The organism is Clostridium sp. CAG:43, assembly GCF_000434655.1.
In the GTDB taxonomy this organism is placed as follows: Bacteria; Bacillota; Clostridia; order Lachnospirales; family Lachnospiraceae; genus Otoolea; species Otoolea fessa.
The window spans coordinates 1-6,288 of the sequence record NZ_FR895029.1; the positions used below are offsets into that span (position 1 = coordinate 1).

At 52.1% G+C, this 6,288-nt stretch carries 7 protein-coding genes; all 7 read right to left on the bottom strand.

Annotated elements, in window-relative coordinates:
- Window positions 1–199 precede the first annotated feature (199 nt).
- Window positions 200–898, bottom strand: a complete 699-nt coding sequence (locus QVO97_RS02260) for a DUF5714 domain-containing protein (RefSeq protein WP_022358791.1) — start codon at window positions 896–898, stop codon at window positions 200–202.
- Window positions 899–920: 22 nt separating this feature from the next.
- Entirely contained in the window at window positions 921–1,775 is an 855-nt protein-coding gene (gene larE, locus QVO97_RS02265; protein ID WP_022358792.1) for an ATP-dependent sacrificial sulfur transferase LarE, read from the bottom strand.
- Between the two features lie 67 nt (window positions 1,776–1,842).
- Window positions 1,843–3,276 (bottom strand): nickel pincer cofactor biosynthesis protein LarC, encoded by a 1,434-nt coding sequence (gene larC / locus QVO97_RS02270; RefSeq protein WP_288188693.1) that lies wholly within the window; start codon window positions 3,274–3,276, stop codon window positions 1,843–1,845.
- Window positions 3,277–3,328: 52 nt separating this feature from the next.
- Window positions 3,329–4,102, bottom strand: a complete 774-nt coding sequence (gene larB / locus QVO97_RS02275) for a nickel pincer cofactor biosynthesis protein LarB (RefSeq protein WP_022358794.1) — start codon at window positions 4,100–4,102, stop codon at window positions 3,329–3,331.
- 56 nt (window positions 4,103–4,158) lie between these two features.
- Complete coding sequence (locus QVO97_RS02280) at window positions 4,159–4,788, bottom strand: ABC transporter ATP-binding protein (RefSeq protein ID WP_022358795.1); 630 nt, start codon at window positions 4,786–4,788, stop codon at window positions 4,159–4,161.
- Between the two features lies 1 nt (window position 4,789).
- Complete coding sequence (locus QVO97_RS02285) at window positions 4,790–5,575, bottom strand: ATP-binding cassette domain-containing protein (RefSeq protein WP_288188696.1); 786 nt, start codon at window positions 5,573–5,575, stop codon at window positions 4,790–4,792.
- 144 nt (window positions 5,576–5,719) lie between these two features.
- The coding region (locus QVO97_RS02290) for an ABC transporter permease (RefSeq protein ID WP_288188697.1) at window positions 5,720–6,288 on the bottom strand (569 nt) is incomplete at its 5' end.

A 6,288-nucleotide genomic window follows, 5' to 3' on the forward strand; every position in this document is an offset into this window, starting at 1 on the left:
CGCTCAAAGAGCTCGGTCAATTCCGATTTTTCCACGTAAAAAAGGATGTGCCTTTTTGTGTAATAGGGCATTCCAGGGAATTTCCTATTACACGAGAAATTGCTCTCTCATCACAGTTCACACATTATGCAAACTGCAATCCCATCTCGCACAATCTAATTATATCGCAGCTTTATTATCTCCGTTTATCCATTTATAGTCAAATACTATCATCAAATCGCCAAAATGGACAGCGCTTTCCAATACACTGATTGTTCTGAGCATAATGCGTACACTGGACTTCTGTGCATTCCATTTCGATTCCAAAATGCGTTTTTACAAAATCAACCGCCGCCAGAATCGCCAGATAAGAATCTCTTTTACAACACCTCGGACCGCCGGTGCGCGAAATCGCTTCCAGTGCTTTTGATGTCATCTGATTCGAAAGTCCCCAGGATTCCTCCGTCAGTGGCGTCGCCCCAGACAAGATAGATACAAACATACCTGCGCTGATTCCCGCTCCGCAGGCACCCCAGAATCCGCAGGTTCCTCCTGGAACGGCTTTCCCACGGTTCAGCATTTCCATCACAGATTCCCGCAGATTAATAGCACCTCCCGCATTTTTATATGCAGTAAGCAGCGCCGCTCCCACCATGACATGATGCTCCGGTCCATGCATATGGCAAAACGGTGCATCCATCATTTTCCGGACAATCTCGATCGGATTTCTGGATGTTTCGTCTATACACAGGGAAAGAATGGTGTCCAGTCCCTTCGTATGACAATCATTACAAACATAATGCCCGTTCTGGCATCTGGTCTTGCTCAATTCTTTTTTATGACATAATTCGCACTCCATCCATTCATCCTGTTCCAGATAAATAAGAGGTGCTTTACAGACAATACATTCTTCTTGCATGGGATTTCCATCTCCTTTATATTCATTTCCCGACCAGCGCGTTGAGTTTCTCCACTATATCCATACTTCCCGACCGGAAACCTTCCAGATCGAGTGTAATGTACAGAAATCCCATTTCTTTTAATGTCCTGCAGATCGTCTCCCGCTCGGCAATCGCTTTTTCAAATTTATCCGCATCCACCTCGATCCGGACAATATCGCCATGCAGGCGCAGGCGCACATTTCCGCCAAACACGCTTCGAAGATAATCTTCGCCTTTCTCAATCCGCTTCAAAACTTCCATGTCAAAGGAAGTTCCATATGGAAGGCGGGTCGCCATACATGGCATGGACGGACGGGATGCAACGGAAATTCCTAAGTCAGCCGCAAATGTCTTGACATCCTTTTTCTCCAGTCCGCACTGTGCAAGTGGACTGACGACACCCAGCTCACGGAGTGCCTGGATACCCGGGCGGTACACATGCAGGTCGCTCTCATTGGTTCCGTCCATCACGCACGGAATCCCCTCTTCTTTTGCAAAATCCAGAAGTGTCGCGAACAGGTGGTGTTTGCAGATATAACAGCGGTTGACCGGATTCGTCCGGATGGCTTCCAGCTCCATCTCATTGACCTGGATAATTTTATGGATCGCGCCCAGCTCCTTTGCCACCCGCTCCGCGATCTCCAGATCACAGGCTGGGTGCAGCATGGTGTGAAATGTCACGGCATAAACCGGCATTCCCGTCTTCTTCGCCGTATCACACGCCAGCTTGAGAATCAGGCTGCTGTCCACACCGCCCGAAAAGGCGACACAGACCGGTGCTTTCGCTTTTTCTGCCATGAAATGTTTTAAAGCTTCTCTTTTTTCTGTCTCTGATATCATTGGTTTATTTTCCATGGTTCTTGATTCTCCTCTTAATTATCTAACGAGAATGCACTGTGCCGTTTTTCAATCTCAAAAGTGCCTACTGTAAACTAATACTTCCGTCTTCCATTACTCCGTGGAATACTTCCATGAAGCGCTTCCCTGTCTCCCGGCAGATCGCGCGCACGCTCTCATACTCCGGATAGCACGTATCCACGCCGCCGCGCTTGCAGATTTTTACCTTTGCTGCCCCGTAACGGGTCTGGATCTCCTTTACTTCCCGTGGCAGTATCGTCCTCTCTACTGGATAACGGCGCACACCGATCGTGGTCGTACAGGAGAAGACAAGCTGTTCTAATTCTTCCCGTTTTTCTGCCGTTGTCAGTACATGAAGCACATACGCCGGACGGTTTTTCTTCATATATGCCGGTGTGTACCACACATCTCTGGCGCCCGCTTCCAGAAGCACCTCCATCGCATATCCCAGTGCCTCGCCGGTGCAGTCGTCCAGGTTTGCCTCCATGACCCACATGGAGCTTTCGTCGTGACCGTCTTTTCCAGTTTCTACTTCCACCGTTTTATCCGTCAGAAGCATCGCCCGCAGGATATTCGCGTGCGCGAAATCCTTATTTCCGGCGCCGATACCGATCTTTTCGATCTGGTACTTCTTCGGAAGCGCCGCTTCTGTCCGGAATGCCGCCGCGATCGCCGCGCCGGTCGGCGTTACCATCTCTCCTTCGACATCCCGAAGCGTCAGTTCCAAGCCCTGTGCCGCTGCGATATTTGCCGTCGCCGGAACCGGAACCGGCATTAAACCGTGCTGGCAGCGCGCGAATCCATGACCTTCGGAAAGCGGCGATACCACCACGCGGTGGATTCCCAGATCCTCCAGGCAGAATGCCGCACTGATAACATCCACAATCGAGTCAATTGCACCGACTTCATGGAAATGAACCTCGCTGACCGGGATTCCGTGTGCTTTCGACTCTGCCCCCGCCACAATCTCAAACATCCGGCGCGCCAGGTTTTTAACGCGGTCAGATGCATCCAGACGATCGATGATCTCGAAAATGTCATGAATGTTGCGGTGGACGTGAGGATGCATATGATCGTGGGTGTGAGCGTGATCATGGCTGTGCTCATGTTCGTGGGTGTGTTCATGAGCGTGATGATGCTCATGGTCGTGAGTGTGTTCATGATCGTGATGATGCTCATGGTCATACTCATCATGGCTATGGTCGTGCTCATCATGGCTATGGTTGTGCTCATCATGGCTATGTTCGTGGTCATGATGATGCTCTTCTTCCTCTAAATGTACATCGAAATCATACGCATCGATTCCACATTTCTTCGTCCGCCCAAAATGCAGATGATACCCGGATACGCCCAGGCTGTCCAGTGCCCGTACCAGTTTTTCCCGGCTTGCTCCAAGATCCAACAGTGCGCCAACCGTCATATCTCCACTGATTCCAGACGCACAATCCAAATATAAGATTTTCTCATCCATTTTTACTTCTCCCTCTACTTTTCTCATTTTATTGATACATTTCCGTTTTTCGCTTTTATGCAATTATCACAAACCACTATCACTCTGCCGTCTTCTTCGGCTCCCGCACCGCCAGGCGGTTGATCTGCGCCGCCAGATATGCTGCGCCGTAGCCGTTATCTATATTTACAACCGAAATGCCGTTCGCACAGGAATTAATCATCGTGATCAATGCCGACAGTCCATGAAAACTTGCACCATAGCCGACCGAGGTCGGAACCGCAATGACCGGATTTTCCACCAGCCCGGCGACAACTGTGCCAAGCGCGCCTTCCATTCCCGCCACTGCAATCACGCAATTTGCCCGCGCAATCGCCTCGCGTTTGGATAAAAGGCGATGGATGCCCGCCACCCCTATATCATAGTAGCGCTCCACGCGGCAGCCGAAAAATTCTGCCGTTTTGGCAGCTTCCTCCGCAACCGGGATATCCGCGGTTCCGCCTGTGCAGACTGCCACCAGCCCTTCCAGCTTCCGCGGTGTCTCCGATGATTTTCTCGCCTGCAAAATTTTTGAAACCGGATCGTATTCTATCTCCGGGATGCGCGCCCGCACTAGATTCCACTGCTCCGGCGTCGCCCGCGTTCCGAGTACTTCCCCATTTTCCCGGTACAGCGTCTCGAAAATATCCGCCAGATAGGCATCCGGCTTTCCTTGGCAGAACACCGTCTCTGGAAATCCAGAACGCAATTTCCGGTGCAGATCCAGCTTCGCATACCCTAAATCTTCGTAAGGAAGATTCTTGAACGCATTCTCCGCTTCCTCAATACTTGTATCCCCCCGTTTTACCTCTTCCAACAGCTTCCGAACATCCATTTCTTCCTCATTTCTCCTTGTCAAATCCCGATTTTCTTTGTCAATATGTGAACTGGCTAAACTGCTGCCATCTTTTCCTGCAATGCCTTTAAATCAATCTGCCGCGTGCAAATCCGCTTCAAAAGAGATTCCGAATGGCTCACAATCACCATTCCCAGCTCCCGCTCCTTTGCCTCATGCAAAAGCGCCTGCCAGATCTGGCTCTGGGTCACCGCGTCAAACATCGCGGTGATCTCATCCGCCAGCAAATACCGCGGATTTGCCGCCAGCGCTCTGGCAATACAGAACCGCTGCAGTTCGCCGCCGGAAAGCTCCGATGGAAACCGATCCAGCCATTCTTCCCGGATGCCAAGCCGTCCCCGGCTCTCCTCATCCACCTGACCGCCCTCACTGAGAACCTGGCGCATCCGCCAGCGTGGGTTGAGCGCCTGCTCCGGGTGCTGCCAGATTAACTGCACCGGCATACAGCCCCGGATATTCTCAATTGGTATGCTGTCAATCTCTACCGTTCCCGCCTCCGGTCTCTCATATCCCGCCAGCAGGCGGCACAACGTCGTTTTTCCATATCCGCTCGGCGCCACCAGACCCACGCGCTCTCCTGGCTCAATTTTCAGGGAAATACGCGTCAGCACGTGGCGCCCTCCATTTTCATACGAAAAAGATAGGTTTTCTGCCTTTAGTGACATCTCATTCTCCTCCAAAAAATTCATGTTCCGGCAGTGCCCGGTAGAGCGCCTGCGTGTATGGCTCTTTCAGATTCCGTCCCTCCCGGAAGCTCTCCGGCTTTACTTCCTCCAGAATCGTCCCGTCATAAAACACCAGAATCCGGTCCGCCATCTCAATCGCCAGTTCCAGATCATGAGTAATCAGAAGCACCGCTGCCCCGTCCTGTGCCATCTCTTTTAAATGACGGATCACATGGCGCGCGGTCATCGCCTCCAGCCCCGGTGTCGGTTCATCCGCCACAATCAGCCTCGGCTCCTGCATCAGTGCCGCTGCCATCAGGACGCGCCGCGCCATGCCGCCCGACAGCTCAAATGGATAACATTTTTCCACTGATTCATCCAGCCCGTACCGCTTCAAAAGCTGGCGGCATTTTTCCCACGTCGCTTCATCTTTTCTGCCGCCGCAGATCTGATCCCCGACCCGCATCAACGGATCGAGGTAGGAAACCCCCTGCGGAATCAGAGAAATCCCATTGCCCCGCAGCCCGGCAAGCCGCGTCTCATCCAGAACCTCTCCCTGATAGGAAATTTTTCCTTCCATCCGGCAGTTGTACGGCAAGATCCCCAGAATCGCGTGCGCCAGCAGGCTTTTTCCCGAACCACTCGCCCCGACCACCGCCGTCAGCTCCCCACTGAAAAGTTTGCAGGAAAGGTCGCGGAGCGGATGGAGTTCGCGCCGTCTAAGCCCACGCGCGTACTGCGTAAAATATAAGTTTAGATTTTGAATTTTCAATATCGGCTTTTCCATGGAATCACGATTTTCACGCAATCTCCGTTCTTTGAGAACGTCTGTCTGTTCCAAATCTGATAGCCGCATCGTTTTTGATTGTTTTTGTCTTAATCGCATCATTTTATCAAAATATATGTTTTTCTGCCTCATTCCCAGCATCCTCTACTCATGCGCGCTCCCCGGATCCATCAGCCGCCCCAGGCTCTGCCCGATCGCCTGAAATCCCAGCGTTACCAGCACCAGTGCCGCGCCCGGAAAGAGCGCCAGCCACCATTTTCCGGTAATCAGGTACGACATACTCTCGGATAAAATAACACCGATCGCCGGTTGCTCGGAGGAAAGACCGAAGCCCAGAAAGGTCACGCCCGCCTCATGAAGAATCGCATGGGGAAAGAGAAGAATTAACCCGGTCACAAATTGCCGCGATACCTGCGGGACGATGTGGTTCCAGGCAATCCACCAGGGCTTTTTCCCCAGTTTTTCGGAGATCCGCACATACGGACTTTCCCGGATCTGTAAGATTTCCGCCCGCAAAAGCCTCGCCAGCGACGCCCAGTGCGTCAGGGCAATCCCGGCTGCCACACCCCGGAATCCCTTTCCCAGACTGTAGGAAATCAGGATCAGGAGAAGCATGTGCGGGATTCCCATTACCAGATTAATCAGCCCGCATACCAATGAATCCATCAGTCCCCCGCCAAGCGACGCCAGCAATGCAAGCGTCAATGCCACCG

Bases quoted from the DNA above. Each gene is read 5' to 3' on its own strand.
- QVO97_RS02260 (WP_022358791.1), bottom strand. From the start codon at position 898: ATGCAAGAAGAATGTATTGTCTGTAAAGCACCTCTTATTTATCTGGAA.
- larE (WP_022358792.1), bottom strand. From the start codon at position 1,775: ATGGAAAATAAACCAATGATATCAGAGACAGAAAAAAGAGAAGCTTTA.
- larC (WP_288188693.1), bottom strand. From the start codon at position 3,276: ATGAGAAAAGTAGAGGGAGAAGTAAAAATGGATGAGAAAATCTTATAT.
- larB (WP_022358794.1), bottom strand. From the start codon at position 4,102: ATGGATGTTCGGAAGCTGTTGGAAGAGGTAAAACGGGGGGATACAAGT.
- QVO97_RS02280 (WP_022358795.1), bottom strand. From the start codon at position 4,788: ATGTCACTAAAGGCAGAAAACCTATCTTTTTCGTATGAAAATGGAGGG.
- QVO97_RS02285 (WP_288188696.1), bottom strand. From the start codon at position 5,575: ATGGAAAAGCCGATATTGAAAATTCAAAATCTAAACTTATATTTTACG.